Raw genomic sequence first — 25,334 nt, forward strand, 5'->3', positions numbered from 1 at the left:
CGAAGGCGGCCGTCATACTCCGTTCTTTAAAGGCTACCGTCCGCAGTTCTACTTCCGTACAACTGACGTAACGGGCACCATCGAACTGCCGGAAGGCGTAGAAATGGTCATGCCGGGCGACAACATCAAGATGGTTGTAAACCTGATTGCTCCAATCGCAATGGACGATGGTCTGCGTTTCGCTATCCGTGAAGGTGGCCGTACCGTAGGCGCCGGCGTGGTTGCTAAAGTTATCGCTTAATTGCTGATAATTTATATCGTATAAAAAGGCACTTCGGTGCCTTTTTTTATTGTTGAAGGAAGCAATGAGAATTAAAGAAAAACATACGTAATCAGAGCTTGGTTATCTGGTTAAAAATGAATCACAAAGAATGTATGTTTACTTGTGTATGCCATCACTGATAAAACGAGCCGCTACTTAGTTCGTCGGTACCGACCACTATCCCTCCAGCATTTGAAGCAATTGATCCCTATTGGGACTGACTGCGATAAATATTTACGGCACGCTCGTGCGATTCTCCAAAATGATAAAGAAAAACTTCCAGAACTATATATAACGGCATAGTTTGCATGAAAATATTGTTGACTCTGTAACGACGGGTTCTGCACTTTTGAGAACTGGAGCTGAGGGGGCAATTCATGGAAGGCATTAAATGTCGTTACGTATCTAAACAAGCTGCTAGGTAATGAGCTCATTGCCATCAATCGGTATTTCTTACACGCCAGTATATTCAAAAAATTAGGGATTCATTCGTCTTAAGGATCACTAATATCATGAGTTGATAGACGAAATGAAGCATTCAGATCGCCAAATCGAACCTATCTTTCTGTTTAAGGGCATAACTAATCTGCAAGAACTAGATAAGCTCAATAGCGGTGAAGATGCGGAGGAGAAGTGCGCTCGGACCTGAACCTTGAGCTGGATGGTGCGCGATTTGCGAGTGGCTATCAGCTATGCCGACTCGGTCCGTGATTATGTCAGTCCAGACTTAGTGATTAATATCCTCTCTGATAAAGAAGAATACGTAGGTTGGTTAGAGACTGAGCTGGATTTGATTGGCCGGCTAGGAATCCAGAACCATCTACAGACTCACCTTAAAGACGTTCGAGACCACCACAATGTCGACCTAAAATTGTCTTCAAGGTCAACACAGGGCGAGGTCGGTCAATAAAAAATCATTTTCCCTCTCGGGTTGCTTCCTAGACAGATTTACGTATAATGCGCGGGCTTACCTGAAATGGTAAGCCTGATTCTTTATGAATTCAGAGACAGGTGTTAAGGCCCGTCAAACAATACTCCCAATAGGGGAGTTATGTACTGAACGATTACACTCCCCCATCAATCGAAATGGGTGTGAGGAGTAATTATTTACGTTTATAAATAATTGGAGCTCTGGTCTCATGCAGAACCAAAGAATCCGTATCCGCCTGAAAGCGTTTGATCATCGTCTGATCGATCAATCAACTGCGGAAATCGTCGAGACCGCTAAGCGCACTGGCGCTCAAGTCCGTGGTCCGATCCCGCTGCCGACCCGCAAAGAGCGCTTCACCGTTCTGATTTCACCGCACGTCAATAAAGATGCGCGCGATCAGTATGAAATTCGCACTCACAAGCGTCTGGTTGACATCGTTGAGCCAACCGAGAAAACCGTTGATGCTCTGATGCGTCTGGATCTGGCTGCCGGTGTAGACGTGCAGATCAGCCTGGGTTAATCAGGTCATTGAGCGATTGAGAGGTTGAAACAATGATTGGTTTAGTCGGTAAAAAAGTGGGTATGACCCGCATCTTCACTGAAGAAGGCGTTTCTATCCCTGTAACCGTAATTGAAATTGAAGCAAACCGCGTAACTCAGGTCAAAAACCTGGAAAACGACGGTTATTCTGCTGTCCAGGTGACTACCGGTGCTAAAAAAGCTAGCCGTGTCACTAAACCTGAAGCAGGTCACTTCGCTAAAGCGGGCGTTGAAGCAGGTCGTACTCTGCGCGAATTCCGCCTGGCTGAAGGTGAAGAATTTACCATCGGTCAGAACATCAGCGTTGAAATTTTCGCTGACGTGAAAAAAGTTGACGTGACTGGTACATCCAAAGGTAAAGGTTTTGCCGGTACTGTAAAGCGCTGGAACTTCCGTACTCAGGATGCTACCCACGGTAACTCCTTGTCTCACCGTGTTCCGGGTTCTATCGGTCAGAACCAGACTCCGGGCAAAGTGTTCAAAGGCAAGAAAATGGCTGGCCAGATGGGTAATGAACGCGTAACCGTTCAGAGCTTGGACGTGGTACGTGTTGACGCTGAGCGCAACCTGCTGCTGGTTAAAGGTGCAGTTCCCGGTGCTACCGGTAGCGACCTGATCGTTAAACCAGCTGTGAAGGCGTAAGGGGATAGCAATGGAATTAGTATTGAAAGACGCGCAAAGCGCGCTGACTGTTTCCGAAACTACCTTCGGTCGTGATTTCAACGAAGCGCTGGTACACCAGGTTGTTGTTGCTTATGCAGCAGGTGCCCGTCAAGGTACCCGTGCTCAGAAGACCCGTGCTGAAGTAACTGGTTCCGGTAAAAAACCGTGGCGCCAGAAAGGTACCGGCCGTGCGCGTTCAGGTTCTGTGAAGAGCCCGATCTGGCGTTCCGGTGGCGTGACCTTCGCTGCCAAGCCTCAGGACCACAGTCAGAAAGTTAACAAAAAGATGTACCGCGGTGCGCTGAAAAGCATCCTGTCCGAACTGGTACGTCAAGATCGTCTGATCGTTGTCGAGAAGTTCTCTGTTGAAGCACCGAAAACCAAGCTGTTGGCTCAGAAACTGAAAGAGCTGGCTCTGGAAGACGTGCTGATCATCACCGGTGAACTGGATGAGAATCTGTTCCTGGCCGCACGTAACCTGTACAAGGTTGACGTACGCGATGTAGCAGGTATCGACCCAGTTAGCCTGATCGCCTTCGACAAAGTGGTCATGACTGCTGACGCTGTTAAGCAAGTTGAGGAGATGCTGGCATGATTCGTGAAGAACGTCTGCTGAAAGTACTGCGCGCGCCGCACGTTTCTGAAAAAGCGTCTACTGCGATGGAAAAAACCAACACCATCGTTCTCAAAGTTGCAAAAGACGCGACTAAAGCAGAAATCAAAGCAGCAGTGCAGAAACTGTTTGAAGTCGAAGTCAATGAAGTTCGCACCCTGGTTGTTAAAGGGAAAGTGAAACGTCATGGACAGCGTATCGGTCGTCGTAGCGACTGGAAAAAAGCTTACGTCACCCTGAAAGAAGGCCAGAATCTGGACTTCATCGGCGGCGCAGAGTAAGTCGGAGGAGTAAAGAACAATGGCAATTGTTAAATGTAAACCGACATCTCCGGGTCGTCGCCACGTTGTTAAAGTGGTTAACCCTGAGCTGCACAAGGGCAAGCCGTATGCCCCGTTGCTGGAAAAAAACAGCAAAAGCGGTGGCCGTAACAACAATGGCCGCATCACTACCCGTCACATCGGTGGTGGTCACAAACAGCAGTACCGTATTGTTGACTTCAAACGTAACAAAGATGGTATCCCTGCTGTAGTTGAGCGTCTGGAGTACGATCCGAACCGTTCCGCGAACATCGCGCTGGTTCTGTACAAAGATGGCGAACGCCGTTACATCTTGGCACCTAAAGGCCTGAAAGCTGGTGATCAGATTCAGTCCGGTGTTGATGCTGCAATCAAGCCGGGTAACACCCTGCCTATGCGTAACATCCCGGTTGGTTCAACGGTTCATAACGTAGAAATGAAACCAGGTAAAGGCGGCCAGCTGGCTCGCTCAGCCGGTGCCTACGTTCAGATCGTTGCCCGCGACGGTTCTTACGTCACCCTGCGTCTGCGCTCTGGTGAAATGCGTAAAGTTGAAGCTGACTGCCGCGCAACACTGGGTGAAGTCGGTAACGCTGAGCACATGCTGCGCGTTCTGGGTAAAGCTGGTGCTGCTCGCTGGCGTGGTGTTCGTCCTACCGTTCGCGGTACGGCAATGAACCCGGTCGACCACCCGCACGGTGGTGGTGAAGGTCGTAACTTTGGTAAGCACCCGGTTTCCCCGTGGGGCATCCAGACCAAAGGTAAGAAGACCCGCAGCAACAAGCGTACTGATAAATTTATCGTACGTCGCCGTAGCAAATAATTTTAGAGGATAAACCATGCCACGTTCTCTCAAGAAAGGTCCATTTATAGACCTGCACTTGCTGAAGAAGGTAGAGAAAGCGGTGGAAAGCGGAGACAAGAAGCCTTTGCGCACTTGGTCCCGTCGTTCAACGATCTTTCCAAACATGATCGGTTTGACCATCGCTGTCCATAATGGTCGTCAGCACGTTCCGGTATTCATCTCTGATGAGATGGTCGGTCACAAGCTGGGTGAGTTCGCACCGACCCGTACTTATCGCGGCCACGCGGCCGATAAAAAGGCTAAAAAGCGCTAAGGTAGGAGGAAGAGATGGAAACTATCGCTAAACATCGCCACGCTCGTTCTTCTGCTCAAAAGGTACGCCTGGTGGCGGACCTGATTCGCGGTAAGAAAGTGTCGCAAGCTCTGGAAATTCTGACCTACACCAACAAGAAAGCTGCTGGTCTGGTTAAAAAAGTACTGGAGTCTGCTATTGCTAACGCAGAACACAACGATGGCGCTGACATTGATGATCTGAAAGTTGCGAAAATCTTCGTTGACGAAGGCCCAAGCATGAAGCGCATTATGCCGCGTGCCAAAGGTCGTGCGGATCGCATCCTGAAGCGTACCAGCCACATCACTGTGGTTGTGTCCGATCGCTGAGACTCTGGAGACTAGCAATGGGTCAGAAAGTACATCCTAATGGTATTCGACTGGGTATTGTCAAACCTTGGAACTCTACCTGGTACGCAAATACCAAAGAATTCGCTGACAACCTGGACAGCGATTTTAAAGTTCGCAAATACCTGACTAAGGAATTGGAGAAAGCCTCCGTTTCCCGCATCGTTATCGAACGTCCGGCTAAGAGCATTCGTGTGACTATTCACACCGCTCGTCCGGGCATCGTTATCGGTAAGAAAGGTGAAGACGTAGAAAAACTGCGTAAAGTCGTCGCGGAAATCGCCGGCGTTCCTGCGCAGATCAACATCGCTGAAGTCCGTAAGCCTGAACTGGACGCAAAACTGGTTGCTGACAGCATCACTTCTCAGCTGGAACGTCGTGTTATGTTCCGCCGTGCTATGAAGCGTGCCGTACAGAATGCCATGCGTCTGGGCGCTAAAGGGATCAAAGTTGAAGTAAGCGGCCGTCTTGGCGGCGCTGAAATCGCACGTACCGAATGGTACCGCGAAGGTCGTGTTCCGCTGCACACACTGCGTGCGGATATCGATTACAACACCTCCGAAGCGCACACCACTTACGGTGTCATCGGTGTGAAAGTGTGGATCTTCAAAGGTGAGATCCTGGGTGGTATGGCTGCCGTTGAGCAAGCAGAAAAACCGTCTGCTCAACCTAAAAAGCAGCAGCGTAAAGGCCGCAAGTAAGGAGAGTCGCTGATGTTACAACCAAAGCGTACAAAATTCCGTAAGGTGCACAAAGGCCGCAACCGTGGTCTGGCTGCCGGTACGGATGTGAGCTTCGGCACTTTCGGTCTGAAAGCTGTTGGCCGTGGTCGCCTGACCGCTCGTCAAATCGAAGCCGCGCGTCGTGCCATGACTCGTGCTGTAAAGCGTCAAGGTAAGATCTGGATCCGTGTATTCCCGGACAAACCGATCACCGAGAAACCGCTGGAAGTGCGTATGGGTAAAGGTAAAGGTAACGTTGAGTATTGGGTTGCCTTGATTCAGCCAGGTAAAGTCCTGTACGAAATGGACGGTGTGCCGGAAGAGTTAGCCCGTGAGGCATTCCAACTGGCAGCAGCGAAACTGCCGATCAAAACCACCTTTGTAACTAAGACGGTGATGTAATGAAAGCAAAAGAGCTGCGTGAAAAGAGCGTTGAAGAGCTGAATACTGAACTGCTTGAACTGCTGCGCGAACAATTCAATCTGCGTATGCAGGCGGCCAGTGGCCAGCTGCAACAAACTCACCTGTTAAAGCAAGTGCGCCGTAATGTCGCACGCGTTAAGACTTTACTGACTGAGAAGGCGGGTGCGTAAAATGACCGATAAAATCCGTACTCTGCAGGGTCGTGTTGTTAGTGACAAAATGCAGAAATCTGCAGTTGTTGCTATCGAACGTTTCGTGAAGCACCCGATCTACGGGAAATTCATCAAACGTACGACTAAGCTGCACGTACATGACGAGAACAACGAATGTGGAATCGGCGACGTGGTGGAAATCCGCGAATGCCGTCCGCTGTCCAAAACCAAATCTTGGACGTTGGTTCGCGTTGTAGAGAAAGCGATTCTGTAATAGAGTGAGCGTTCTCTAAAACGATAAACGGCTCAAATTTTTGAGCCGTTTATTTTTTCTACCCATAGTCAGGAAGCAGTGTTATAATGCTGCGCCCTCATTTGTGGGGCTTTTTTAACGGCCTATTCTGGGTCCTATAAAGTAGTAGTTGACATTAGCGGAGCACTAACATGATCCAAGAACAGACTATGCTGAACGTGGCCGACAACTCCGGCGCGCGTCGCGTAATGTGTATCAAGGTTCTAGGTGGCTCGCACCGTCGCTACGCAGGCGTCGGCGACATCATCAAGATCACCATCAAGGAAGCAATTCCTCGTGGTAAGGTGAAGAAAGGCGATGTGCTGAAGGCGGTAGTGGTGCGCACCAAGAAGGGTGTTCGTCGCCCTGACGGTTCTGTCGTTCGCTTTGATGGAAATGCTTGCGTTATTTTGAACAATAACAGCGAACAGCCCATCGGTACGCGTATTTTTGGGCCGGTGACTCGTGAACTGCGTTCTGAAAAGTTCATGAAAATTATCTCTCTGGCACCAGAAGTACTGTAAGGAGCGAAACCATGGCAGCGAAAATCCGTCGCGATGACGAAGTTATCGTGCTAACCGGCAAAGATAAAGGTAAGCGCGGTAAAGTAAAAAATGTTCTGTCTTCCAGCAAGATTGTTGTTGAAGGTATTAACCTGGTTAAAAAACATCAGAAGCCGGTTCCGGCCCTGAATCAACCAGGTGGCATCGTTGAAAAAGAAGCTGCAATTCAGGTTTCTAACGTTGCGATCTTCAATGCGACAACTGGTAAGGCCGACCGTGTAGGCTTTAGATTCGAAGACGGAAAAAAAGTCCGTTTCTTTAAATCTAACAGCGAAACTATCAAGTAATTTGGAGTAGTACGATGGCGAAACTGCATGATTACTACAAAGACGAAGTAGTTAAAAAACTCATGACTGAGTTTAACTACAATTCTGTCATGCAAGTCCCTCGGGTCGAGAAGATCACCCTGAACATGGGTGTTGGTGAAGCGATCGCTGACAAGAAACTGCTGGATAATGCAGCAGCAGACCTGACAGCAATCTCCGGTCAAAAACCGCTGATCACCAAAGCACGCAAATCAGTTGCAGGCTTCAAAATCCGTCAGGGCTATCCGATCGGCTGTAAAGTAACTCTGCGTGGCGAACGCATGTGGGAGTTCCTTGAGCGTCTGATCACCATTGCTGTACCACGTATCCGTGACTTCCGTGGCCTGTCCGCCAAGTCATTCGATGGCCGTGGTAACTACAGCATGGGTGTGCGTGAGCAGATCATCTTCCCGGAAATCGACTATGACAAAGTCGATCGCGTTCGTGGTTTGGATATTACCATTACCACTACTGCGAAAACCGATGATGAAGGCCGTGCTCTGCTGGCTGCCTTTAACTTCCCGTTCCGCAAGTAAGGTAGGGTTACTAATGGCTAAGCAATCCATGAAAGCACGCGAAGTCAAACGCGTGAAACTAGCTGACAAATTCTTCGCAAAACGTGTTGAACTGAAAGCTATCATCTCTGACGTGAATGCTTCCGACGAAGATCGTTGGAACGCTGTTCTGAAGCTGCAGACTCTGCCGCGTGATTCCAGCCCGTCTCGTCAGCGTAACCGCTGCCGCCAGACTGGTCGTCCGCACGCTTTCCTGCGGAAGTTCGGGTTGAGCCGTATCAAGGTCCGTGAAGCCGCCATGCGCGGTGAAATTCCGGGTCTGAAAAAGGCTAGCTGGTAATTGTCACCAATTGAATCACGGGAGTAAAGACAGATGAGCATGCAAGATCCGATCGCGGATATGCTGACCCGTATCCGTAACGGTCAATCCGCGAACAAAGTTGCGGTCACCATGCCTTCCTCCAAGCTGAAAGTGGCAATTGCCAACGTGCTGAAGGAAGAAGGTTATATCGAAGATTTCAAAATCGAAGGCGACACCAAGCCTGCTCTTGAACTGGAACTGAAATATTTCCAGGGCAAAGCAGTGGTAGAGAGCATTCAGCGTGTTAGCCGTCCAGGTCTGCGCATCTATAAACGTAAAGATGAGCTGCCAAAAGTGATGGCTGGTTTAGGTATCGCAGTTGTTTCTACCTCTAAAGGTGTTATGACTGATCGTGCAGCTCGCCAGGCTGGTCTTGGTGGCGAGATTATCTGCTACGTAGCTTAATCGGGAGGAAAGAATGTCTCGTGTTGCAAAAGCACCCGTCGTCATTCCTGCCGGCGTAGAGGTTAAACTCAACGGTCAGGATATTTCGATTAAGGGTAAAAACGGCGAGCTGAGTCGTAAGATCCATGATGCCGTAGAAGTTAAGCAGGCTGACAATGCACTGACTTTCGCCCCGCGCGAAGGTGTTGCAAACGGCTGGGCCCAGGCTGGGACCACTCGTGCACTGTTGAACAACATGGTTATCGGTGTTACCGAAGGCTTCTCTAAGAAGCTGCAGCTGGTAGGTGTAGGTTATCGTGCCGCCGTGAAAGGCAATGTGGTGAATTTGGCCCTGGGCTTTTCTCACCCAGTTGACCACGAACTGCCTGCAGGCATTAATGCCGAATGTCCGACTCAGACTGAAATCGTGCTGAAAGGCGCTGATAAGCAGTTGATCGGTCAGGTTGCTGCAGAACTGCGCGCTTACCGTCGTCCTGAGCCTTATAAAGGCAAGGGTGTCCGTTACGCCGACGAAGTCGTGCGTACCAAAGAGGCTAAGAAGAAGTAAGGTAACACTATGGATAAGAAATCAGCTCGTATCCGTCGTGCGACCCGCGCACGTCGCAAGCTCCAGGAACTGGGTGCGACACGTCTGGTGGTACATCGTACCCCGCGTCATATCTATGCGCAGGTCATCGCACCGAACGGTTCTGAAGTCCTGGTAGCCGCTTCTACTGTAGAAAAAGCTATCGCTGAACAACTGAAGTCCACCGGTAACAAAGATGCTGCCGCAGCTGTGGGTAAAACCATCGCTGAGCGCGCTCTTGAAAAAGGCATTAAAGATGTCTCTTTTGACCGTTCCGGGTTCCAATATCATGGTCGTGTCCAGGCACTGGCAGATGCTGCCCGTGAAGCTGGCCTTCAGTTCTAAGGTAGAGGTGTAAGATGGCTCACATCGAGAAACAAGCTGGCGAACTGCAGGAAAAGCTGATCGCGGTAAATCGCGTATCCAAAACTGTCAAAGGCGGTCGTATTTTCTCCTTCACAGCTCTGACTGTAGTTGGTGATGGTAACGGTCGCGTAGGTTTTGGTTACGGTAAAGCGCGTGAAGTTCCGGCAGCTATCCAGAAAGCGATGGAAAAAGCCCGTCGCAATATGATGAATGTCGCGCTGAACAACGGCACTCTGCAGCACCCTGTTAAAGGTGCACACACAGGGTCTCGCGTGTTCATGCAGCCAGCTTCCGAAGGTACCGGTATCATTGCCGGTGGTGCAATGCGCGCCGTGCTGGAAGTCGCAGGGGTTCATAACGTACTGGCTAAAGCCTATGGTTCCACTAACCCGATTAACGTGGTTCGTGCAACTATCGATGGCTTGGCCAATATGAAGTCCCCGGATATGGTCGCTGCCAAGCGTGGTAAATCCGTTGAAGAAATTCTGGGGTAATTAACCATGGCAAAGACTATTAAGATTACTCAAACCCGTAGTGCAATCGGTCGTCTGCCGAAACATAAGGCAACACTGCTTGGCCTGGGTCTGCGTCGTATTGGCCACACCGTTGAGCGTGAAGATACGCCTGCTGTACGCGGTATGGTCAACGCGGTTTCCTACATGGTTAAAGTGGAGGAGTAACAGATGCGTTTAAATACTCTGTCTCCGGCCGAAGGTGCTAAACATGCACCGAAGCGTTTAGGTCGTGGTATCGGTTCTGGCCTGGGCAAAACCGGCGGCCGTGGTCACAAAGGTCAGAAGTCTCGTTCTGGCGGTGGCGTACGTCGTGGTTTTGAAGGTGGTCAGATGCCTCTGTACCGTCGTCTGCCGAAATTCGGCTTCACTTCTCGTAAAGCCATGGTAACAGCTGAGATCCGTCTCTCTGACCTGGCTCGCGTTGAAGGCGATGTTGTCGATCTGAATACGCTGAAAGCCGCAAATGTCATTGGCATCCAGATTGAGTTTGCGAAAGTGATTCTGTCTGGTGAAGTTGCACGCCCAGTAACGATTCGTGGTCTGCGTGTCACTAAAGGTGCTCGTGCTGCTATCGAAGCTGCTGGCGGTAAAATTGAGGAATAAGTAGCAGATGGCTAAGCAACCAGGATTAGATTTTCAAAGTGCTAAAGGCGGGGTTGGCGAGCTGAAACGCAGACTGTTGTTTGTAATCGGTGCGCTGATTGTTTTCCGTATTGGCTCTTTTATTCCCATTCCTGGTATTGATGCCACTGTGCTTGCCAAATTGCTCGAGCAACAGCGTGGCACCATCATTGAAATGTTCAATATGTTCTCTGGTGGTGCCCTCAGTCGCGCTTCTATCTTTGCTCTGGGTATTATGCCGTATATTTCGGCATCGATTATTATCCAGTTACTGACGGTGGTTCATCCGGCGTTAGCAGAAATAAAGAAAGAAGGAGAGGCTGGGCGACGTAAAATTAGCCAGTACACCCGTTACGGTACGCTGGTTCTGGGTATTTTTCAGTCGATTGGTATTGCTACCGGTTTGCCGAATATGCCTGGGATGCAAGGGCTGGTGATTAATCCAGGCTTTGCTTTCTATTTTACGGCTGTTGTCAGCCTGGTTACCGGGACGATGTTCCTGATGTGGCTTGGTGAACAGATTACTGAGCGTGGTATCGGTAACGGTATCTCAATCATAATCTTCGCTGGTATCGTCGCAGGACTTCCTCCTGCCATTGCGCATACTATCGAGCAAGCTCGGCAAGGCGACCTGCACTTCCTCCTGTTGCTGTTGGTTGCAGTTTTAGTGTTTGCAGTGACGTTCTTTGTTGTATTCGTTGAGCGTGGTCAGCGTCGAATTGTCGTTAACTATGCAAAACGCCAGCAGGGCCGTCGTGTTTATGCAGCACAGAGTACGCATTTGCCGCTGAAAGTGAATATGGCCGGGGTTATCCCAGCAATCTTCGCTTCCAGTATCATTCTGTTCCCAGCTACGATTGCATCTTGGTTTGGGGGCGGTACCGGTTGGAACTGGCTAACGACGATTTCGATGTATCTGCAGCCTGGACAACCGCTTTATGTGCTACTCTATGCGTCTGCAATCATCTTCTTCTGTTTCTTTTATACCGCGTTGGTTTTCAATCCGCGTGAAACAGCAGATAACCTGAAGAAGTCCGGTGCATTCGTGCCAGGAATTCGGCCGGGAGAGCAAACGGCGAAATATATTGATAAAGTGATGACCCGCCTGACTTTGGTTGGTGCGATGTATATTACTTTTATCTGCCTTATCCCGGAGTTCATGCGTGATGCAATGAAAGTGCCGTTCTACTTTGGTGGTACGTCCCTGTTAATCGTTGTTGTCGTGATCATGGACTTTATGGCTCAAGTGCAAACTCTGTTGATGTCGAGTCAATACGAGTCTGCATTGAAGAAAGCAAACCTGAAAGGCTATAACCGCTAATCAAGGCAAGCTTGAGAAGTTACGGAGAGTAAAAATGAAAGTTCGTGCTTCCGTCAAGAAATTATGTCGTAACTGCAAGATCGTTAAACGTAACGGTGTCGTTCGTGTGATTTGCAGCGCCGAGCCGAAGCATAAACAGCGTCAAGGCTGATTTATCTCACATATTTTTCTTGCAAAGTTGGGTTGAGCTGGCTAGATTAGCCAGCCAATCTTTTGTATGTGACTGCAACACTATTTGAGTATCCTGAAAACGGGCTTTTCAGAATGGTGTTGCTGTATAAAATTGTAGGAGTGCATAGTGGCCCGTATAGCAGGCATTAACATTCCTGATCATAAACATACCGTTATCGCATTAACGGCGATCTACGGTGTTGGCAAAACTCGCTCGCAGGCTATCTGTGCGGCTACGGGTATTGCTGAAAATGTTAAGATCAGTGAGCTGTCTGAAGAGCAAATCGAAAAGCTACGTGACGAAGTTGCCAAGTTTGTTGTTGAAGGTGACCTGCGTCGTGAAGTTACCCTGAGCATCAAGCGTCTTATGGACCTTGGAACTTATCGTGGTTTGCGTCATCGTCGTGGTCTGCCGGTTCGCGGTCAGCGTACCAAGACCAACGCCCGTACCCGTAAGGGTCCGCGCAAACCGATCAAGAAATAATCGGGGTGATTGAATAATGGCAAAGGCACCTATTCGTGCACGTAAGCGTGTAAGAAAGCAAGTCTCTGACGGTGTGGCTCATGTCCATGCTTCTTTCAACAACACCATCGTAACTATTACCGATCGTCAGGGTAATGCGCTGGGTTGGGCAACTGCCGGTGGTTCCGGTTTCCGTGGTTCTCGTAAATCTACGCCATTCGCCGCTCAGGTGGCAGCAGAGCGCTGCGCTGAAGCTGTGAAAGAGTACGGTATCAAGAATCTGGAAGTTATGGTTAAAGGACCTGGTCCGGGCCGTGAGTCTACTATCCGCGCATTGAACGCGGCTGGTTTCCGCATCACTAATATTACTGATGTGACTCCGATCCCTCATAACGGTTGTCGTCCGCCGAAAAAGCGCCGCGTATAACGCCGCTTTTAGGATTGTTGGAGAAAGAAAATGGCAAGATATTTGGGTCCTAAGCTCAAGCTGAGCCGTCGTGAAGGCACCGACCTGTTCCTTAAGTCTGGTGTTCGTGCGATCGATTCCAAGTGTAAAATTGAACAAGCTCCTGGTCAGCACGGTGCTCGTAAACCGCGTCTGTCTGACTATGGTGTGCAGTTACGTGAAAAACAAAAAGTTCGCCGTACCTACGGTGTTCTGGAACGTCAGTTCCGTAACTATTATAAAGAAGCAGCGCGTCTGAAAGGCAATACCGGTGCAAACCTGTTGCAGTTGCTTGAAGGACGTCTGGACAACGTAGTTTACCGTATGGGCTTCGGTGCCACACGTGCGGAAGCACGTCAGCTGGTTAGCCATAAAGCTATTATGGTAAACGGACGCGTTGTTAACATCGCTTCTTATCAGGTATCTCCGAATGACGTAGTCAGCATCCGCGAGAAAGCTAAAAAGCAGTCTCGCGTTAAGGCCGCTCTGGAGCTGGCTGAACAGCGTGAAAAGCCAACTTGGCTGGAAGTTGATGCTGCCAAGATGGAAGGTGTGTTCAAACGTAATCCTGAACGTACCGATCTGTCTGCGGACATTAATGAACACCTGATCGTCGAGCTTTACTCCAAGTAAGGCTTAGTACCAAAGAGAGGACACAATGCAGGGTTCTGTGACAGAGTTTCTAAAACCGCGCCTGGTTGATATCGAGCAAGTCAGTTCGACGCACGCCAAGGTGACCCTTGAGCCGTTAGAGCGAGGCTTCGGCCACACTCTCGGTAACGCACTGCGCCGTATTCTGCTTTCATCCATGCCAGGTTGCGCGGTGACCGAGGTTGAGATTGATGGTGTACTGCATGAGTACAGCACCAAAGAAGGCGTACAGGAAGATATCCTGGAAATCCTGCTCAACCTGAAAGGGCTGGCGGTGAGAGTTCAAGGCAAAGATGAAGTTATTCTTACCCTGAATAAATCTGGCATTGGCCCTGTGACTGCAGCCGACATCACCCACGACGGTGATGTCGAAATCGTCAAGCCACAGCACGTAATCTGCCATCTGACCGATGAAAGCGCGTCTATTAACATGCGCATCAAAGTTCAGCGTGGACGCGGTTATGTGCCGGCATCTGCCCGTATTCATACGGAAGAAGATGAGCGCCCGATTGGTCGCCTGTTAGTCGATGCCTGCTACAGCCCGGTAGAGCGTATTGCCTACAATGTTGAAGCAGCTCGTGTTGAACAGCGCACCGACTTGGACAAGCTGGTCATCGAAATGGAAACCAATGGTACGATTGATCCTGAAGAGGCAATCCGCCGTGCGGCCACCATTCTGGCTGAACAACTTGAAGCTTTCGTTGACTTACGTGATGTACGTCAGCCGGAAGTCAAAGAAGAAAAACCAGAATTCGATCCGATCCTGCTGCGCCCTGTTGACGATCTGGAATTGACTGTCCGCTCTGCTAACTGCCTTAAGGCAGAAGCTATCCACTACATCGGTGATCTGGTACAGCGTACCGAAGTTGAGCTACTTAAAACGCCTAACTTGGGTAAAAAATCTCTTACTGAGATCAAAGACGTGCTGGCTTCACGTGGTCTGTCTCTGGGCATGCGCCTGGAAAACTGGCCACCAGCAAGCATTGCTGATGAGTAACCGGATCACAGGTTAAGGTTTTACTGAGAAGGATAAGGTCATGCGCCATCGTAAGAGTGGTCGTCAACTGAACCGTAACAGCAGCCATCGTCAGGCTATGTTCCGTAACATGGCTGGTTCTTTGGTTCGTCATGAGATCATCAAGACGACCCTGCCAAAAGCGAAAGAGCTGCGTCGTGTTGTTGAACCGCTGATTACTCTTGCCAAGACCGACAGCGTTGCTAATCGTCGTCTGGCATTCGCCCGTACTCGTGATAACGAGATCGTGGCAAAACTGTTTAATGAACTGGGCCCGCGTTTCGCGAGCCGTGCCGGTGGTTACACTCGTATTCTGAAGTGTGGTTTCCGTGCAGGTGACAATGCGCCGATGGCTTACATCGAGCTCGTTGATCGCTCAGCTTCAACAGAAGAAGTTGCTACTGCAGAGTAATCTGTAATAGCATGAAAAACCGGGGAAACCCGGTTTTTTTTCGTCTGTACCTTTCGTCACCTCCTCTCTGTCATGTGTTTTGCGATGCTTTGAGTTTATGATGGACTTCTGGTAACCCGTTTCCGGAGGCGATATGTTCATCATTGACGCATGGGCTGAACGTCATATCAGTGAGGCTCAAAAGAAAGGCGTATTCGACGATCTTCCAGGCCAAGGGAAACCGCTTCAGCTGGAAGACAATTCATGTGTACCTGAGGAGTTGCGAGCGGTTTACCATGTGCTGGCAAACGCAGGTTATCTTCCCCCTGAGCTGACGGATCGCAAAGAAGCCATCACCCTTGCTGAAATGATGCAGGAGATTGCAAACGATCATCCTGATTATAAATCGATGTCTAATCGTTTAAAATTGCTTGAATTACGCTTGCAGCAGGCAGGTATTAGTACTGAGTTCTTAAGAGGAAGTTATTGTTCCGCTTTAAGTGCCCGCATCGGAGGGCCAAAGAGCGATAATGTATGATGTGAAAATCACTATACGTGTTCGATGTTCGGTATTAAAATCGCGGCGCGAGTTGTAAGTGGTAATTAAATTAACCAATAGATTCAGGAGACAAAGATGCCTAACTATCGGCATACAAAAGGTCAGATAAAAGATAATGCGATCAGAGCATTGCTTCATGACCCGTTATTCAGGCAGCGTGTGGAGAAAAAAGTGAAAGGTAAAGGGAGCTATCAACGGAAATGTAAGCACAAAAATGCAGGGGGCGGTAACTGGGAGGCCAGTGGTAAGAATGAACGCTTTTACCACTGGCCTTCTGGTTTTGAGGGCAACAAACTTTCCTATCAAAACGCAGCTGGATAATTCAGCTACTTCACATATGATTTATTTACTTTGCTCTTTAAGCAAATCGCGGATTTCCGTTAACAACGTTTCTTCCGCAGACGGTTTAGGTGGAGCCGCCGGTTTCTCTTCCTCTTTGCGACGCATCTTGTTCATTAAATTAATAGCGACAAAAATGGCGAGTGCGACAATGATGAAGTCAAAAATATTCTGAATGAATACGCCGTAGTTCATTACTACTGCGGGAATGTTGTCATGGGCTTCACGTAATACTAGATGAAATTGTTTGAAGTCGATCCCACCGATCAATAAGCCCAGAGGCGGCATGATGATATCAGAAACAAGAGAAGATACGATTTTACCAAAAGCCGCGCCAATAATGACACCGACAGCTAAATCTACTACATTCCCGCGCATTGCAAACTCGCGAAACCCTTTCAAGAAACTCATTGTAATTCTCCTAATAAAATAGTTACTTCAATCATTCTAACAAGTGCTGACGGATTTTCCATTCACCGCCATATCCAAGTTACCTTGAAAGTATTTACAAGAAGAAAGGGCTCGGCTGGAACAAACGTTCAACGTCAGAAACATATTTTTTATCTGTTAAGAACATGATGACGTGATCGCCTTGCTCTATCTGGGTCTTAGCGGTGGCGATGATTACGTTATCGCCTCGCACTACGGCGCCAATTGTTGTTCCTGGCGGGAGCTTGATATTTTCGACGGTACGGCCAACTACTTTTGAAGTGCCTTCGTCCCCGTGCGCAATGGCTTCAATAGCTTCCGCGGCGCCTCGACGTAGCGATGACACGCTAACAATATCCGCTTTACGAACATGTCCAAGCAACGCGGAAATTGTCGCCTGCTGAGGTGAGATAGCGACATCAATCGCACTTCCCTGCACAAGATCGACATACGCCCGACGTTGGATCAGCACCATTGCTTTTTTGGCACCGAGACGCTTGGCGAGCATGGATGACATGATATTTGCTTCGTCGTCGTTCGTGATGGCGATAAAGACATCCATTTGTTCAACATGCTCTTGCGCCAGAAGTTCCTGATCGGAAGCATCGCCGTGAAAGACGATGGTATTTTGCAGAAGCTCAGCCAGTTCTGCAGCCCGCTGCTCATTTTTTTCAATCAGTTTTACGCTGTAGTCTTTTTCCAGCTTGTGCGCCAAGCCTGCCCCAACATTGCCTCCCCCTACAATCATGATGCGTTTGTAGGGTTTCTCCAGCCGCTGCAATTCGCTCATTACCGCGCGAATATGCTGTGAGGCGGCGACAAAAAATACCTCGTCACCCGCTTCGATTACCGTGGATGCTTGTGGCCTGATAGGTCTGTCATGGCGAAAAATGGCGGCGACCTGAGTATCGATATGGGGAATATGTTCGCGCATCGATGAGATGGCGCTTCCCACTAAAGGTCCACCGTAGTAAGCGTTTACGGCGGCGATACTCACTTTTCCTTCGGCAAAGTTCACGACCTGCAATGCGCCTGGGTATTCGATGAGTTTATAGATGTTTTCAATCACCAGCTGTTCGGGGGAGATCAAGTGATCGATTGGAACCGCATCAGACTGAAATAGCTGCTCGGATTCACGGATATAGTCGGCAGAGCGAATGCGAGCAATACGATTCGGAGTGTGAAATAGCGTATACGCCACCTGACAAGCCACCATATTGGTTTCATCCGAGCTGGTCACGGCTACCAGCATATCAGCATCTTCCGCGCCTGCCTCACGCAAGATTCGGGGATGGGAGGCGTATCCGGTTATTACGCGCAGGTCGAATTTATCCTGCAGCTGACGTAGACGCGTCATGTCGGTGTCTACAACCGTGATATCGTTGTTTTCTCCCGACAAGTTTTCCGCCAGTGTCCCGCCCACTTGTCCTGCACCAAGAATAATAATTTTCATCGCTTTTTTGCCGTGTAATGTGTTGACCCGGATTGAGACAATGATAAGAAATCGTGTCAGCCTTTGGTCAGCTTCGCATAGAAGAAACCATCGCCACCTTCAGGGGTGGGGATACATTGAATGCCCGGTCGTTCGAGATCGCCGGTATCGGTCAGTGTGGCGTCGGCATGACGCGCCAAGAATGCCGCGATCTGCTGTTGGTTCTCTTCAGGTAATATCGAACAGGTTGCGTAGACCAGTGTTCCGCCGGACTTCAGGTGCGGCCAAATAGCATCAAGTATCTCTGATTGCAGCGTGGACAGCTCTTGGATATCGCTATCGCGACGCAGCCACTTTATATCCTGATGACGGCGAATGACCCCTGTGGCTGAACACGGTGCATCGAGAAGGATGCGATCAAATGTTTGTCCCTCGCACCAGCTGGCGGGTTGACGGCCGTCTCCCTGACGTATTGTTGCTTTAAGACGGAGCCGCTCAAGATTCTCTTTCACACGTTCTAAACGTTTAGTGTCGACATCAACAGCCATAACCTGAGCCTCTGGCGCAGATTCAAGTATATGCGTAGTTTTACCGCCTGGAGCAGCGCACAAGTCTAGAATGGACTCACCGTTTTTGGGTGCAAGCCAGTGTACACAACCTTGTGCCGACGCGTCCTGCACGGTCACCCAGCCATCGGCAAATCCCGGCAGGGCGGACACAGCGCTGGGGGCTAATAGACGGATAGCATCCGGGTGTTCGTCATGGGCGACAGCGGCCAATCCCGATTCAGACAGCAACTGAAGGTATTCGTCCCGTGTATGATGCAGCCGGTTGACTCGCAGCCACATTGGCGGTTTCTGATTGTTGGCGTCGAGGATGCCCTCCCATTGTGTGGGATAGGCGTCCTGGATACGTTTTAACAACCAACTGGGATGCAGATGTGCACTTTCTAGGCCTGATGCCTGATCCACTAACGAATCCTGCTGACGCTGGAACTGACGTAGGACACCATTAATGAGTCCTTTCATCTGAGGACGTTTAAGTGCAACGGCGCCGTTTACTGTTTCCGCCAACGCGGCATGCGCAGGGATTCGAGTAAAAAGCATCTGATAAATCCCGACCATCAACAGATAATGTAACGTCCGCTGCTTGCCTACCATCGGCTTGGCCATCAACTGCTGGATATACCACTCTAATTGCGGAAGAACGCGCAAGGTGCCGAAGCATAATTCTTGCAACAGCGCGCGATCTTTTTCGGAGATGTTCTTTTGCAAAACGGGCAGGACAGCGCTGAGAGACTGACCTTGATCCAACACTTGGCCGATGGCTTTGGCTGCAATACTGCGTAGGTTGTAATTGTTTTTCATAGGCTAAAGCGGATATCGATCGGTGTTATAGAAATAAAACGCCCGGTGACTAGTCACCAGGCGATGGGGGCGATTTACAGCTGATTTCCTGGGGTGAACCATTCACGGCGTGAATTTAAAAGTCTTGCGTCGACATTGGTTTTTTACCCGCCGGCTGTAGCTGTGTCAGATTGAGAATTCCATCTGAGGTTGCCACCTGGATACCCTGCTTATCGGCTTGCAAGATAGTGCCTGGAACCGCCTGGCAGTGAGTAGCGATGACGTTGGCCTGCCACACTTTTACCGGCAGATCGTCGATGGTGAAGTAACTGATCGGCCAAGGATTAAATGCTCGAATACAGCGCTCCAACTGATCGGCCGAGAGCGACCAGTCGAGTCGAGCTTCTTCTTTACTCAACTTCTCTGCATAGGTTGCCTGTTTTTCATCCTGAACTTCCGCACGCACCTGAGATGCCGACAGTTGATCAAGCGTAGTCAGCAGACCCTGCGGACCCATTTCAGCCAACTTGGCATAGAGCGTGGCGCTGGTATCTTCCGGGAGAATAGGACACTCCACCTTATGCAGCATGGCTCCGGTATCGAGCCCGGCGTCCATCTGCATAATGGTCACTCCTGTGTGGCTGTCACCCGCCCACAGCGCGCGCTGTATCGGCGCGGCGCCACGCCAGCGCGGCAATAAAGATCCGTGAACGTTTATGCAGCCCAACCGCGGCATATCCAGCACAGCCTGCGGCAGAATTAACCCATAAGCGACAACCACCATCACGTCGGCCTCAAATTCGGCAACAAGCTGCTGATGCTCTGCGGGGCGCAGCGATTTAGGCTGCTTGACCGGAATTGCGTGCTGTTCTGCCAGAACTTTTACCGGACTTGGAGTAAGTTTGTTTCCTCGCCCTGCAGGACGGTCTGGCTGAGTGAATACGCCGACGACCTCATGCTGAGAGGAAAGCAGCGCCTCAAGGTGTTGCGCTGCAAAATCAGGGGTTCCTGCAAAAATAATCCTTAAAGACACGTGGTTTCCGCCTGATAGATGGTTATGCGCGACTGCTTTGTCTGGCCAGCTTTTCCAGCTTCTGCCGGATACGCTGACGTTTCAATGGGGACAGATAATCAATGAACAGCTTACCGACAAGATGGTCCATTTCGTGTTGAATACAAATAGCTAACAGTCCATCTGTTTCAAGCTCGAATGATTCGCCGTCACGGTTCAAGGCCCGAATTTTGATACGTTCTGCTCGTGAAACCAGAGCACGAGTTTCTGGGATCGACAAGCAGCCTTCTTCAATGCCTGTGTCGCCGTTTTTTTCAATCAGTTCCGGATTGATCAGCACCAGACGTTCGTTACGTTCTTCCGAAACATCGATCACGATAATGCGCTGGTGGATATCAACCTGCGTTGCGGCCAGGCCAATGCCTTCTTCTTCGTACATCGTGTCGAACATATCGTCCACGATACGTTGAATTTCTGCATTAACTTCTTTGACGGGCTTTGCGATTGTGCGAAGCCGCTCGTCCGGGAAATGTAATACCTGCAAGACTGACATATATTTTTAGATCTGTATCCGAGTGATGAGAGAAAGTTCTGGTCTCTATTCTAGACATTTCCAGTTCTGATTGACAGTATCCGCCATGATTAGCACTGCAGGATGCGGAGCGAAAAATGACGGATACGGAAGTATGGTTGCGCCTGGCGTCGGTGAGCCGATTAGGGGCCAGAAAAATTGCTCAGTTGGTCAATCAGATAAGAGAGGCTTGTGGTTGTTCGCCCGCGTTTCTGCAGGGATTAGGATTGTCAGAATCTCAGGCTCAGCAGTTTTTTGGCTATGAGCATGCGAAGGTGGAGGCTGTTCTGCGCTGGCTTGAACATCCCTCACACTCGCTCGTCGTCTTCGGCACGATGGAATATCCTTTTCTGCTCAGTAATATCAGTTCACCGCCGCCCGTTTTGTATGTTATCGGTGATACCACGCTGTTAGTTTCAGCTCAAATAGCGATTGTGGGCAGTCGGAACCATAGCGCTTACGGAGAACAGTGGGGCCAGTTTTTCGCTCAGGAGTTTAGTCTGAGTCACTTGACCGTCACTAGCGGACTTGCGGTAGGTATTGATGGGATCGCTCATCAGGCCGCGTTGGATACGGGCGGCAAGACGATAGCCGTGCTGGGGAGCGGGATGAATTACCTGTATCCCAGACGCCATAGGCCTTTAGCCGAGAGTATTGTCGAGCAGGGTGGGGCATTAGTTTCTGAGTTTGCGCTGGATACCAGACCGCTGCCGGTCAATTTTCCTCGTAGAAATCGTATCATTAGCGGCCTGAGTCAGGGCGTGCTGGTGGTCGAAGCTTCCCGGCGTAGCGGGTCTCTGGTTACGGCGCGTTATGCCCTTGAGCAAAACAGGGAGGTGTTTGCTCTACCGGGGCCGATTGGTAATGTAATGATGGAGGGGACGCACTGGTTAATTCAGCAAGGAGCGTACTTGGTCACCCATCCAAAAGACGTCATTGAGCAGCTTGGCAGCGATCTTCATTGGTTAACGGAGTCGTCCGATACAGATAAGGCAATTATTTGTTCACAGGAGCGCGAAGTTGAATTGCCATTTGCTGATGTGTTGGCTAACGTAGGAGATGAGGTTACACCTGTTGACGTTGTCGCTGAACGTGCCGGCCAACCTGTGCCAGAAGTAGTTGGTAAACTACTGAGTCTGGAGTTAGCAGGGTGGATCGCAGCTGTACCCGGCGGCTATGTCCGATTAAGGAGGGCAGGCCATGTTCGACGTACTCATGTACTTGTTTGAAACTTATATTCACAATGAAACTGAAATGCGTGTCGACCAAGATACGTTGACTGATGACCTCACTCGCGCTGGATTTGATCGCAACGATATTTACAGTGCGCTGGATTGGTTAGAAAAACTAGCGGATATCCAAGAGGGGCAGACGCCTCCATTGGCATTGGCAAGCGATCCTCTGGCATTGCGTATTTATACGCCGGAAGAAGATCAACGGCTGGACGTCGAATGTCGTGGTTTTCTTCTGTTTCTCGAACAGATTCAGGTGCTGAGTTTAGAAACCCGGGAGATGGTGATTGATCGGGTGATGGCGCTTGAAACCCAAGAGTTCGATTTGGATGATCTTAAATGGGTTATTCTGATGGTGCTGTTTAATGTGCCCGGCTGTGAAAATGCCTATCAGCAAATGGAAGATTTACTTTTTGAAGCAAACGAAGGTTATGTGCAGTAAACCCCTCCCAAGGGGAATCCATGGTTAAGCCGACACTTTTCGCAGAGAAAAAACAGCAGTGTCCGGAATGTGGTGGTGACTTGGTTATCCGTTCCGGTCGACATGGACCTTTTCTGGGCTGTTCCCACTATCCCGAATGTGAATACATACGCCCGCTCAAAGCGCAAGCGGATGGTCACGTTGTAAAAGTGCTGAATGGTCAGCTCTGCCCCGAATGTCAGTCAACGCTGGTGTTGCGCCAGGGGCGCTACGGTATGTTTATTGGGTGTTCCCGATATCCCGAATGCAGCCATACCGAAACGATCGACAGGCCGGATGAGACTGCACTCAGCTGTCCTCAGTGTCATCAGGGAAAGTTACTGCAACGTAAATCGCGTTATGGCAAAACGTTCCATTCGTGCGACCGCTATCCTGAATGCCGGTTCACCATCAATAATCAGCCGGTGGCGGGCGAATGTGAGTATTGCCACCATCCCCTATTAATCGAGAAGAAAACGGCGCATGGCGTAAAGCGATTCTGTGCTAGCAAGTCATGTGGCAAACCCGTATCAACAGAGACGTCCGACAGCAATGAATAACAATATTCCCCTAGAACCATGGTCCCTCCTGTTGAAAAATCTGGAGGATCACCAGGTGATCGCTTATCCAACTGAAGCTGTCTTTGGTCTGGGGTGTGATCCGGACAGTGAGATCGCGGTGCAGCGGCTGTTGGATCTGAAACGTCGTTCTTGGCAGAAGGGGTTGATCCTGATCGCTGCTGAATTTCAACAGTTGGAACCTTATGTGGATGCCTCCTTACTCTCGCAGGCGCAGTTGAATGCCGTTTTTTCTACCTGGCCGGGGCCGGTGACTTGGGTTATGCCGACGAAGCCTGGCACGCCTCAGTGGCTAACCGGCGAATTCACAACGCTGGCGGTGCGAGTCACTGAGCATCCTTTAGTCGTCGAGCTTTGCCGTCGGTTCGGCAACCATTGGTTTCCACGAGTGCCAATCTGAGTGGCAAGCCGCCATGTCGTACCGCACAAGATGTGTTTGAGCAATTCGGAAAAGCGTTTCCCGTATTGGAAGGCCCGATTGGTGGTCGTCAAAATCCATCGGAAATTCGCGATGCCTTAACGGGTTCAATGGTTCGTCCGGGCTAAAAGGAAATGTGCCATGTCATCTGAAGTTAAAGCTTTCGCGGTGTTTGGTAATCCTATCGCGCACAGTAAATCTCCTCAGATCCATACTCTGTTTGCTCATCAGACCGGGATATCACTATCGTATGATCGGCTTTTGGCCCCGGTTGAACAGTTTGAACATACGCTATGTACGTTTTTTCAGACAGGGGTTGGCGCCAATGTAACGACGCCGTTCAAAGAGCGGGCCTGCATTGCCATGGACGCCTTGAGCGAGCGAGCCGAAGCGGCGGGCGCCGTAAATACCATCAAGAAAATGGATGATGGTACATTGTACGGCGATAACACTGACGGCATTGGCCTGTTGAGCGATTTAGAGCAGAACTCGTTAATCCAACCTGGTTTCCATGTGATGTTGATTGGCGCTGGCGGCGCGGCGAGAGGCGTTATTCAGCCCCTGTTGGCCTATGGCTGCTCGATCACGGTAACCAATCGCACGCAGAGCCGCGCTGAGGCGCTGGTGAAACATTTCTGCGATAACGGAAATATCCGGGCGGTGCCTTTGAATGAACTTACCGACGAGGGAGTTGATCTCATCGTTAACGCTACGTCGTCAGGTATTGCAGGCGATGTCCCTGCATTGCCTGAATTCCTCGTGAGTCGCGATGTTCACTGTTATGACATGTTTTATGCCTCAGGGCTGACACCTTTCCTTAAATGGTGTATCGGATTGGGCGTGAGAAAGTATGCGGATGGTTTAGGCATGTTAGTGTGGCAGGCTGCTCATGCGTATAAACTATGGCATGGGGTACTGCCAGACGCTGCTGCGGTGATCCAACAAATGAAGCGAGAACTTCAGTCGTGAATCAATCCATTCAATTTCCCGATATTGAAGAGTGGGATGAAGGCACTCAGGCCATCCGCTTTCCCGTACAGGTCAATGGATTTCAACGCGAATGTGTTCTGCGGGCGGCATCCATTCAGCAGCGATTTGGCGGGGCTAATCGCGAAGAGTGGCTTCATCTTTTCCTATCGAATCGCTGGGATTTGGAAGAGGAGTTTGAGGGCCTAGTTGTCAATGACGTTGAGGACGCCGACGGCCGATTCGTGCTTTAGTCGTTAAGGTATTCATCTTTCCACCTTATATAGTTGTTGGCGGAATATACTAGCCCAACAATTTCCTCTGGAGTTAGCGGTCGTATTTTTCTGGCCGGACTTCCCAAATACAGATAACCGCTCTCCAGCCGCTTGCCAGGTGCCACTAAACTTCCGGCACCGATCATCACGTCGTCCTCGATCACAGCGCGATCCAGAATAATGGATCCCATTCCCACCAAAACGCGATTTCCGATCGTACAGCCATGCAACATCACTTTATGACCGACGGTGACGTCCTCCCCAATCACCAATGGATTGCCGCTCTCGTTTTTGACGGAACGATGAGTAACATGCAAAACGCTGCCGTCTTGAATGTTGGTGCGCTTGCCAATAAGGATCGTGTTGACGTCCCCGCGAATGGCGACGAGAGGCCATATGCTGACATCGTTTGCCAGAGAGACATCACCGATCACAACGCTTGAGGGATCGATCATGACTCTCTCACCTACCGTTGGGGTAAGATTTTTAAAGGGGCGAAGGCTCTTCGTCATGATTAAATACCTCATAGAGGAAAGACATTTGCCGAAAAAAGCAGATTTGGAGTCAGAAAATAGCCTTAGATGCGTAAGATCTCAACGGAAAGGTGAAAAAAACGGCGAACGATAAAAAAGATCTAAATAGGGGTTGTGCAACCCGGAGAGAT

At 49.9% G+C, this 25,334-nt stretch carries 41 protein-coding genes and 3 pseudogenes; 38 read left to right on the plus strand and 6 right to left on the minus strand.

The features are described 5' to 3' along the window. The 32 genes and pseudogenes from AU511_RS13875 to AU511_RS14035 all read left to right on the plus strand — a co-directional run. Positions 1-241, plus strand: a 241-nt coding sequence (locus tag AU511_RS13875) for an EF-Tu C-terminal domain-related protein (RefSeq protein ID WP_094109975.1), incomplete at its 5' end; no start/stop codon positions are given. A 435-nt stretch (positions 242-676) separates the two neighbouring features. Further along, a pseudogene (gene bfr / locus AU511_RS17765) lies at positions 677-1,172 on the plus strand (bacterioferritin). A gap of 229 nt (positions 1,173-1,401) precedes the next feature. Continuing rightward, the gene (gene rpsJ / locus AU511_RS13890; RefSeq protein WP_001181005.1) at positions 1,402-1,713 is read left to right on the plus strand and encodes a 30S ribosomal protein S10; all 312 of its coding nucleotides are present in this window, start codon (positions 1,402-1,404) and stop codon (positions 1,711-1,713) included. A gap of 32 nt (positions 1,714-1,745) precedes the next feature. Beyond that, positions 1,746-2,375 (plus strand): 50S ribosomal protein L3, encoded by a 630-nt coding sequence (rplC, locus tag AU511_RS13895; protein ID WP_026741339.1) that lies wholly within the window; start codon positions 1,746-1,748, stop codon positions 2,373-2,375. Between the two features lie 10 nt (positions 2,376-2,385). Continuing rightward, positions 2,386-2,991: a 50S ribosomal protein L4 gene (gene rplD, locus AU511_RS13900; RefSeq protein ID WP_026741340.1), complete on the plus strand. Its 606-nt coding sequence runs from the start codon at positions 2,386-2,388 to the stop codon at positions 2,989-2,991. Next, the gene (gene rplW / locus AU511_RS13905) at positions 2,988-3,290 is read left to right on the plus strand and encodes a 50S ribosomal protein L23 (RefSeq protein ID WP_026741341.1); all 303 of its coding nucleotides are present in this window, start codon (positions 2,988-2,990) and stop codon (positions 3,288-3,290) included. The genes rplD and rplW overlap by 4 nt, the downstream gene beginning before the upstream one ends. A 19-nt stretch (positions 3,291-3,309) precedes the next feature. Then, on the plus strand, positions 3,310-4,131 hold the full coding sequence (gene rplB, locus AU511_RS13910) for a 50S ribosomal protein L2 (protein WP_026741342.1): 822 nt from the start codon (positions 3,310-3,312) through the stop codon (positions 4,129-4,131). A 16-nt stretch (positions 4,132-4,147) separates the two neighbouring features. After that, the gene (gene rpsS / locus AU511_RS13915) at positions 4,148-4,426 is read left to right on the plus strand and encodes a 30S ribosomal protein S19 (RefSeq protein WP_021013347.1); all 279 of its coding nucleotides are present in this window, start codon (positions 4,148-4,150) and stop codon (positions 4,424-4,426) included. Positions 4,427-4,440: 14 nt separating this feature from the next. Further along, positions 4,441-4,773: a 50S ribosomal protein L22 gene (gene rplV / locus AU511_RS13920; RefSeq protein WP_026741343.1), complete on the plus strand. Its 333-nt coding sequence runs from the start codon at positions 4,441-4,443 to the stop codon at positions 4,771-4,773. Between the two features lie 17 nt (positions 4,774-4,790). Continuing rightward, a complete protein-coding gene (rpsC, locus tag AU511_RS13925; RefSeq protein WP_026741344.1) occupies positions 4,791-5,492 on the plus strand; it encodes a 30S ribosomal protein S3 in 702 nt (233 codons plus the stop codon). A gap of 12 nt (positions 5,493-5,504) precedes the next feature. Next, entirely contained in the window at positions 5,505-5,915 is a 411-nt protein-coding gene (gene rplP, locus AU511_RS13930) for a 50S ribosomal protein L16 (RefSeq protein WP_026741345.1), read from the plus strand. Then, positions 5,915-6,106, plus strand: coding sequence for a 50S ribosomal protein L29 (gene rpmC, locus AU511_RS13935; protein ID WP_026741346.1), 192 nt, complete (start codon positions 5,915-5,917; stop codon positions 6,104-6,106). The genes rplP and rpmC overlap by 1 nt, the downstream gene beginning before the upstream one ends. Position 6,107: 1 nt before the next feature. Beyond that, complete coding sequence (gene rpsQ / locus AU511_RS13940; protein ID WP_012768107.1) at positions 6,108-6,362, plus strand: 30S ribosomal protein S17; 255 nt, start codon at positions 6,108-6,110, stop codon at positions 6,360-6,362. A 170-nt stretch (positions 6,363-6,532) separates the two neighbouring features. Next, positions 6,533-6,904: a 50S ribosomal protein L14 gene (gene rplN / locus AU511_RS13945; protein ID WP_026741347.1), complete on the plus strand. Its 372-nt coding sequence runs from the start codon at positions 6,533-6,535 to the stop codon at positions 6,902-6,904. A gap of 11 nt (positions 6,905-6,915) precedes the next feature. Next, a complete protein-coding gene (gene rplX, locus AU511_RS13950) occupies positions 6,916-7,230 on the plus strand; it encodes a 50S ribosomal protein L24 (RefSeq protein WP_094101832.1) in 315 nt (104 codons plus the stop codon). Positions 7,231-7,244: 14 nt separating this feature from the next. Then, complete coding sequence (gene rplE, locus AU511_RS13955; protein WP_026741349.1) at positions 7,245-7,784, plus strand: 50S ribosomal protein L5; 540 nt, start codon at positions 7,245-7,247, stop codon at positions 7,782-7,784. Positions 7,785-7,797: 13 nt separating this feature from the next. Then, a complete protein-coding gene (rpsN, locus tag AU511_RS13960; RefSeq protein ID WP_026741350.1) occupies positions 7,798-8,103 on the plus strand; it encodes a 30S ribosomal protein S14 in 306 nt (101 codons plus the stop codon). A gap of 33 nt (positions 8,104-8,136) precedes the next feature. Then, positions 8,137-8,529 carry a 30S ribosomal protein S8 gene (rpsH, locus tag AU511_RS13965; RefSeq protein ID WP_094101833.1) on the plus strand — a complete coding sequence of 131 codons (393 nt, stop codon included), beginning with the start codon at positions 8,137-8,139 and terminating at the stop codon, positions 8,527-8,529. A 13-nt stretch (positions 8,530-8,542) separates the two neighbouring features. After that, positions 8,543-9,076, plus strand: a complete 534-nt coding sequence (rplF, locus tag AU511_RS13970; protein ID WP_085653244.1) for a 50S ribosomal protein L6 — start codon at positions 8,543-8,545, stop codon at positions 9,074-9,076. Positions 9,077-9,085: 9 nt separating this feature from the next. Continuing rightward, entirely contained in the window at positions 9,086-9,439 is a 354-nt protein-coding gene (gene rplR, locus AU511_RS13975; RefSeq protein WP_026741353.1) for a 50S ribosomal protein L18, read from the plus strand. Between the two features lie 14 nt (positions 9,440-9,453). After that, positions 9,454-9,954, plus strand: coding sequence for a 30S ribosomal protein S5 (gene rpsE, locus AU511_RS13980; RefSeq protein WP_026741354.1), 501 nt, complete (start codon positions 9,454-9,456; stop codon positions 9,952-9,954). 6 nt (positions 9,955-9,960) lie between these two features. After that, positions 9,961-10,140 (plus strand): 50S ribosomal protein L30, encoded by a 180-nt coding sequence (rpmD, locus tag AU511_RS13985; RefSeq protein ID WP_004846568.1) that lies wholly within the window; start codon positions 9,961-9,963, stop codon positions 10,138-10,140. Positions 10,141-10,143: 3 nt separating this feature from the next. After that, positions 10,144-10,578, plus strand: coding sequence for a 50S ribosomal protein L15 (rplO, locus tag AU511_RS13990; RefSeq protein ID WP_026741355.1), 435 nt, complete (start codon positions 10,144-10,146; stop codon positions 10,576-10,578). Between the two features lie 7 nt (positions 10,579-10,585). After that, positions 10,586-11,917: a preprotein translocase subunit SecY gene (secY, locus tag AU511_RS13995; protein ID WP_026741356.1), complete on the plus strand. Its 1,332-nt coding sequence runs from the start codon at positions 10,586-10,588 to the stop codon at positions 11,915-11,917. A 34-nt stretch (positions 11,918-11,951) separates the two neighbouring features. Continuing rightward, the gene (gene rpmJ / locus AU511_RS14000) at positions 11,952-12,068 is read left to right on the plus strand and encodes a 50S ribosomal protein L36 (protein ID WP_002227352.1); all 117 of its coding nucleotides are present in this window, start codon (positions 11,952-11,954) and stop codon (positions 12,066-12,068) included. A gap of 147 nt (positions 12,069-12,215) precedes the next feature. Continuing rightward, complete coding sequence (gene rpsM / locus AU511_RS14005; protein ID WP_026741357.1) at positions 12,216-12,572, plus strand: 30S ribosomal protein S13; 357 nt, start codon at positions 12,216-12,218, stop codon at positions 12,570-12,572. A 16-nt stretch (positions 12,573-12,588) separates the two neighbouring features. Beyond that, complete coding sequence (gene rpsK / locus AU511_RS14010) at positions 12,589-12,978, plus strand: 30S ribosomal protein S11 (protein WP_002438687.1); 390 nt, start codon at positions 12,589-12,591, stop codon at positions 12,976-12,978. Positions 12,979-13,008: 30 nt separating this feature from the next. Continuing rightward, positions 13,009-13,629 (plus strand): 30S ribosomal protein S4, encoded by a 621-nt coding sequence (rpsD, locus tag AU511_RS14015; RefSeq protein WP_094101834.1) that lies wholly within the window; start codon positions 13,009-13,011, stop codon positions 13,627-13,629. Between the two features lie 25 nt (positions 13,630-13,654). After that, positions 13,655-14,644, plus strand: a complete 990-nt coding sequence (locus tag AU511_RS14020; protein WP_026741359.1) for a DNA-directed RNA polymerase subunit alpha — start codon at positions 13,655-13,657, stop codon at positions 14,642-14,644. 40 nt (positions 14,645-14,684) lie between these two features. Continuing rightward, positions 14,685-15,074 (plus strand): 50S ribosomal protein L17, encoded by a 390-nt coding sequence (gene rplQ / locus AU511_RS14025; RefSeq protein WP_026741360.1) that lies wholly within the window; start codon positions 14,685-14,687, stop codon positions 15,072-15,074. 133 nt (positions 15,075-15,207) lie between these two features. Then, a complete protein-coding gene (locus AU511_RS14030) occupies positions 15,208-15,591 on the plus strand; it encodes a DnaJ family domain-containing protein (RefSeq protein ID WP_094110052.1) in 384 nt (127 codons plus the stop codon). Positions 15,592-15,687: 96 nt separating this feature from the next. Beyond that, entirely contained in the window at positions 15,688-15,933 is a 246-nt protein-coding gene (locus AU511_RS14035; protein ID WP_139829390.1) for an alternative ribosome-rescue factor A, read from the plus strand. 21 nt (positions 15,934-15,954) lie between these two features. On the opposite strand, the gene mscL is transcribed toward AU511_RS14035, so the two are convergent. The 5 genes and pseudogenes from mscL to def form a co-directional block, all read right to left on the minus strand. Continuing rightward, positions 15,955-16,362 (minus strand): large-conductance mechanosensitive channel protein MscL, encoded by a 408-nt coding sequence (mscL, locus tag AU511_RS14040; RefSeq protein WP_094101836.1) that lies wholly within the window; start codon positions 16,360-16,362, stop codon positions 15,955-15,957. Positions 16,363-16,456: 94 nt separating this feature from the next. Continuing rightward, complete coding sequence (gene trkA, locus AU511_RS14045; protein WP_240503842.1) at positions 16,457-17,866, minus strand: Trk system potassium transporter TrkA; 1,410 nt, start codon at positions 17,864-17,866, stop codon at positions 16,457-16,459. Positions 17,867-17,889: 23 nt separating this feature from the next. Further along, positions 17,890-19,179, minus strand: coding sequence for a 16S rRNA (cytosine(967)-C(5))-methyltransferase RsmB (gene rsmB, locus AU511_RS14050; protein WP_094110053.1), 1,290 nt, complete (start codon positions 19,177-19,179; stop codon positions 17,890-17,892). Positions 19,180-19,253: 74 nt separating this feature from the next. After that, positions 19,254-20,191, minus strand: a pseudogene (gene fmt / locus AU511_RS14055) (methionyl-tRNA formyltransferase). A 22-nt stretch (positions 20,192-20,213) separates the two neighbouring features. Beyond that, positions 20,214-20,723, minus strand: coding sequence for a peptide deformylase (def, locus tag AU511_RS14060; protein ID WP_094101839.1), 510 nt, complete (start codon positions 20,721-20,723; stop codon positions 20,214-20,216). Positions 20,724-20,839: 116 nt separating this feature from the next. Between def and dprA the strand changes: the two genes are divergently transcribed. The 6 genes and pseudogenes from dprA to AU511_RS14090 all read left to right on the plus strand — a co-directional run bounded on the left by dprA (position 20,840) and on the right by AU511_RS14090 (position 24,649). Then, a complete protein-coding gene (dprA, locus tag AU511_RS14065; RefSeq protein ID WP_094110054.1) occupies positions 20,840-21,970 on the plus strand; it encodes a DNA-protecting protein DprA in 1,131 nt (376 codons plus the stop codon). Then, positions 21,942-22,415, plus strand: a complete 474-nt coding sequence (gene smg, locus AU511_RS14070; RefSeq protein ID WP_094101841.1) for a DUF494 family protein Smg — start codon at positions 21,942-21,944, stop codon at positions 22,413-22,415. The genes dprA and smg overlap by 29 nt, the downstream gene beginning before the upstream one ends. Before the next feature lie 20 nt (positions 22,416-22,435). Then, the gene (locus AU511_RS14075; protein WP_094110055.1) at positions 22,436-22,993 is read left to right on the plus strand and encodes a DNA topoisomerase family protein; all 558 of its coding nucleotides are present in this window, start codon (positions 22,436-22,438) and stop codon (positions 22,991-22,993) included. Beyond that, positions 22,986-23,557 (plus strand): annotated as a pseudogene (gene tsaC, locus AU511_RS14080) (L-threonylcarbamoyladenylate synthase type 1 TsaC). The gene AU511_RS14075 and the pseudogene tsaC overlap by 8 nt, the downstream one beginning before the upstream one ends. A 13-nt stretch (positions 23,558-23,570) precedes the next feature. Further along, positions 23,571-24,398, plus strand: a complete 828-nt coding sequence (gene aroE, locus AU511_RS14085; protein WP_094110056.1) for a shikimate dehydrogenase — start codon at positions 23,571-23,573, stop codon at positions 24,396-24,398. Further along, on the plus strand, positions 24,395-24,649 hold the full coding sequence (locus AU511_RS14090; RefSeq protein WP_094110057.1) for a DUF1488 family protein: 255 nt from the start codon (positions 24,395-24,397) through the stop codon (positions 24,647-24,649). Before aroE ends, AU511_RS14090 begins: the two co-directional genes overlap by 4 nt. Here the strand turns inward: AU511_RS14090 and AU511_RS14095 are convergent. Continuing rightward, a complete protein-coding gene (locus AU511_RS14095) occupies positions 24,646-25,182 on the minus strand; it encodes a gamma carbonic anhydrase family protein (protein ID WP_094110058.1) in 537 nt (178 codons plus the stop codon). The genes AU511_RS14090 and AU511_RS14095 overlap by 4 nt on opposite strands. Positions 25,183-25,334 lie beyond the last annotated feature (152 nt).

Origin of the sequence: Lonsdalea iberica, assembly GCF_002111585.1 — a bacterium.
Lineage (GTDB): Bacteria > Pseudomonadota > Gammaproteobacteria > Enterobacterales > Enterobacteriaceae > Lonsdalea > Lonsdalea iberica.

Bases quoted from the DNA above. Each gene is read 5' to 3' on its own strand.
- rpsJ (WP_001181005.1), top strand. From the start codon at position 1,402: ATGCAGAACCAAAGAATCCGTATCCGCCTGAAAGCGTTTGATCATCGT.
- rplC (WP_026741339.1), top strand. From the start codon at position 1,746: ATGATTGGTTTAGTCGGTAAAAAAGTGGGTATGACCCGCATCTTCACT.
- rplD (WP_026741340.1), top strand. From the start codon at position 2,386: ATGGAATTAGTATTGAAAGACGCGCAAAGCGCGCTGACTGTTTCCGAA.
- rplW (WP_026741341.1), top strand. From the start codon at position 2,988: ATGATTCGTGAAGAACGTCTGCTGAAAGTACTGCGCGCGCCGCACGTT.
- rplB (WP_026741342.1), top strand. From the start codon at position 3,310: ATGGCAATTGTTAAATGTAAACCGACATCTCCGGGTCGTCGCCACGTT.
- rpsS (WP_021013347.1), top strand. From the start codon at position 4,148: ATGCCACGTTCTCTCAAGAAAGGTCCATTTATAGACCTGCACTTGCTG.
- rplV (WP_026741343.1), top strand. From the start codon at position 4,441: ATGGAAACTATCGCTAAACATCGCCACGCTCGTTCTTCTGCTCAAAAG.
- rpsC (WP_026741344.1), top strand. From the start codon at position 4,791: ATGGGTCAGAAAGTACATCCTAATGGTATTCGACTGGGTATTGTCAAA.
- rplP (WP_026741345.1), top strand. From the start codon at position 5,505: ATGTTACAACCAAAGCGTACAAAATTCCGTAAGGTGCACAAAGGCCGC.
- rpmC (WP_026741346.1), top strand. From the start codon at position 5,915: ATGAAAGCAAAAGAGCTGCGTGAAAAGAGCGTTGAAGAGCTGAATACT.
- rpsQ (WP_012768107.1), top strand. From the start codon at position 6,108: ATGACCGATAAAATCCGTACTCTGCAGGGTCGTGTTGTTAGTGACAAA.
- rplN (WP_026741347.1), top strand. From the start codon at position 6,533: ATGATCCAAGAACAGACTATGCTGAACGTGGCCGACAACTCCGGCGCG.
- rplX (WP_094101832.1), top strand. From the start codon at position 6,916: ATGGCAGCGAAAATCCGTCGCGATGACGAAGTTATCGTGCTAACCGGC.
- rplE (WP_026741349.1), top strand. From the start codon at position 7,245: ATGGCGAAACTGCATGATTACTACAAAGACGAAGTAGTTAAAAAACTC.
- rpsN (WP_026741350.1), top strand. From the start codon at position 7,798: ATGGCTAAGCAATCCATGAAAGCACGCGAAGTCAAACGCGTGAAACTA.
- rpsH (WP_094101833.1), top strand. From the start codon at position 8,137: ATGAGCATGCAAGATCCGATCGCGGATATGCTGACCCGTATCCGTAAC.
- rplF (WP_085653244.1), top strand. From the start codon at position 8,543: ATGTCTCGTGTTGCAAAAGCACCCGTCGTCATTCCTGCCGGCGTAGAG.
- rplR (WP_026741353.1), top strand. From the start codon at position 9,086: ATGGATAAGAAATCAGCTCGTATCCGTCGTGCGACCCGCGCACGTCGC.
- rpsE (WP_026741354.1), top strand. From the start codon at position 9,454: ATGGCTCACATCGAGAAACAAGCTGGCGAACTGCAGGAAAAGCTGATC.
- rpmD (WP_004846568.1), top strand. From the start codon at position 9,961: ATGGCAAAGACTATTAAGATTACTCAAACCCGTAGTGCAATCGGTCGT.
- rplO (WP_026741355.1), top strand. From the start codon at position 10,144: ATGCGTTTAAATACTCTGTCTCCGGCCGAAGGTGCTAAACATGCACCG.
- secY (WP_026741356.1), top strand. From the start codon at position 10,586: ATGGCTAAGCAACCAGGATTAGATTTTCAAAGTGCTAAAGGCGGGGTT.
- rpmJ (WP_002227352.1), top strand. From the start codon at position 11,952: ATGAAAGTTCGTGCTTCCGTCAAGAAATTATGTCGTAACTGCAAGATC.
- rpsK (WP_002438687.1), top strand. From the start codon at position 12,589: ATGGCAAAGGCACCTATTCGTGCACGTAAGCGTGTAAGAAAGCAAGTC.
- rpsD (WP_094101834.1), top strand. From the start codon at position 13,009: ATGGCAAGATATTTGGGTCCTAAGCTCAAGCTGAGCCGTCGTGAAGGC.
- AU511_RS14020 (WP_026741359.1), top strand. From the start codon at position 13,655: ATGCAGGGTTCTGTGACAGAGTTTCTAAAACCGCGCCTGGTTGATATC.
- rplQ (WP_026741360.1), top strand. From the start codon at position 14,685: ATGCGCCATCGTAAGAGTGGTCGTCAACTGAACCGTAACAGCAGCCAT.
- AU511_RS14030 (WP_094110052.1), top strand. From the start codon at position 15,208: ATGTTCATCATTGACGCATGGGCTGAACGTCATATCAGTGAGGCTCAA.
- AU511_RS14035 (WP_139829390.1), top strand. From the start codon at position 15,688: ATGCCTAACTATCGGCATACAAAAGGTCAGATAAAAGATAATGCGATC.
- mscL (WP_094101836.1), bottom strand. From the start codon at position 16,362: ATGAGTTTCTTGAAAGGGTTTCGCGAGTTTGCAATGCGCGGGAATGTA.
- rsmB (WP_094110053.1), bottom strand. From the start codon at position 19,179: ATGAAAAACAATTACAACCTACGCAGTATTGCAGCCAAAGCCATCGGC.
- def (WP_094101839.1), bottom strand. From the start codon at position 20,723: ATGTCAGTCTTGCAGGTATTACATTTCCCGGACGAGCGGCTTCGCACA.
- dprA (WP_094110054.1), top strand. From the start codon at position 20,840: ATGACGGATACGGAAGTATGGTTGCGCCTGGCGTCGGTGAGCCGATTA.
- smg (WP_094101841.1), top strand. From the start codon at position 21,942: ATGTTCGACGTACTCATGTACTTGTTTGAAACTTATATTCACAATGAA.
- AU511_RS14075 (WP_094110055.1), top strand. From the start codon at position 22,436: ATGGTTAAGCCGACACTTTTCGCAGAGAAAAAACAGCAGTGTCCGGAA.
- aroE (WP_094110056.1), top strand. From the start codon at position 23,571: ATGTCATCTGAAGTTAAAGCTTTCGCGGTGTTTGGTAATCCTATCGCG.
- AU511_RS14095 (WP_094110058.1), bottom strand. From the start codon at position 25,182: ATGACGAAGAGCCTTCGCCCCTTTAAAAATCTTACCCCAACGGTAGGT.